Consider the following 1,779-nt stretch of genomic DNA (forward strand, 5'->3'; position numbering starts at 1 on the left):
ATGGGTGGTTGGTCGTTGTTTGAGAACTGCACAGTGGACGCGAGCATCTGTGGCCAAGTTTTTAAGGGCGCACGGTGGATGCCTTGGCACCAGGAACCGATGAAGGACGTGGGAGGCCACGATAGGCCCCGGGGAGTCGTCAACCAGGCTTTGATCCGGGGGTGTCCGAATGGGGAAACCCGGCAGTCGTCATGGGCTGTCACCCGCTGCTGAACACATAGGCAGTGTGGAGGGAACGCGGGGAAGTGAAACATCTCAGTACCCGCAGGAAGAGAAAACAACCGTGATTCCGGGAGTAGTGGCGAGCGAAACCGGATGAGGCCAAACCGTATACGTGTGAGACCCGGCAGGGGTTGCGTGTGCGGGGTTGTGGGATCTCTCTTCTGTTGTCTGCCGGCAACAGGACGAGTCAGAAACCGTTGATGTAGGCGAAGGACATGCGAAAGGTCCGGCGTAGAGGGTAAGACCCCCGTAGTCGAAACATCAGCGGCTCGTTTGAGAGACACCCAAGTAGCACGGGGCCCGAGAAATCCCGTGTGAATCTGGCGGGACCACCCGCTAAGCCTAAATATTCCCTGGTGACCGATAGCGGATAGTACCGTGAGGGAATGGTGAAAAGTACCGCGGGAGCGGAGTGAAATAGTACCTGAAACCGTGTGCCTACAAGCCGTGGGAGCGTCGGACATCAAGCTTGCTTGGTGTCTCGTGACTGCGTGCCTTTTGAAGAATGAGCCTGCGAGTTTGCGGTGTGTTGCGAGGTTAACCCGGGTGGGGAAGCCGTAGCGAAAGCGAGTCCGAACAGGGCGTTTCAGTAGCACGCTCAAGACCCGAAGCGGAGTGATCTAGCCATGGGCAGGTTGAAGCGGCTGTAAGAGGTCGTGGAGGACCGAACCCACCAGGGTTGAAAACCTGGGGGATGACCTGTGGTTAGGGGTGAAAGGCCAATCAAACTCCGTGATAGCTGGTTCTCCCCGAAATGCATTTAGGTGCAGCGTCGTGTGTTTCTTGCCGGAGGTAGAGCACTGGATAGGCGATGGGCCCTACCGGGTTACTGACCTTAGCCAAACTCCGAATGCCGGTAAGTGAGAGCGCGGCAGTGAGACTGTGGGGGATAAGCTCCATGGTCGAGAGGGAAACAGCCCAGAGCATCGACTAAGGCCCCTAAGCGTACGCTAAGTGGGAAAGGATGTGGAGTCGCACAGACAACCAGGAGGTTGGCTTAGAAGCAGCCACCCTTGAAAGAGTGCGTAATAGCTCACTGGTCTAGTGATTCCGCGCCGACAATGTAGCGGGGCTCAAGCGTACCGCCGAAGTCGTGTCATTGCGATATATACCCCCAACGGGGATCGTGATGGGTAGGGGAGCGTCGTGTGCCGGGTGAAGCAGCCGCGGAAGCGAGTTGTGGACGGTTCACGAGTGAGAATGCAGGCATGAGTAGCGATACAAACGTGAGAAACGTTTGCGCCGATTGACTAAGGGTTCCTGGGTCAAGCTGATCTGCCCAGGGTAAGTCGGGACCTAAGGCGAGGCCGACAGGCGTAGTCGATGGATAACCGGTTGATATTCCGGTACCCGCTGTGAAGCGTCAAACATCGAACCAGGCGATGCTAAGTCCGTGAAGCCGCCCCTGATCTCTTCGGAGTGAGGGGGAGTGGTGGAGCCGACGGTCCAGACCTGTAGTAGGTGAGTGATGGGGTGACGCAGGAAGGTAGTCCATCCCGGGCGGTGGTTGTCCCGGGGTAAGGGTGTAGGCCGAGTGGTAGGTAAATCCGCCGCTCA

Annotated in this window: 1 rRNA gene (only partly in view); it reads left to right on the plus strand. The window is 57.6% G+C overall.

Annotated elements, in window-relative coordinates:
- The first annotated feature begins 51 nt into the window (after positions 1 to 51).
- A 23S ribosomal RNA gene (locus EV562_RS34895) occupies positions 52 to 1,779 on the plus strand (it continues 1,497 nt past the right edge of the window).

Source organism: Streptomyces sp. BK208, assembly GCF_004364245.1.
In the GTDB taxonomy this organism is placed as follows: domain Bacteria; phylum Actinomycetota; class Actinomycetes; order Streptomycetales; family Streptomycetaceae; genus Streptomyces.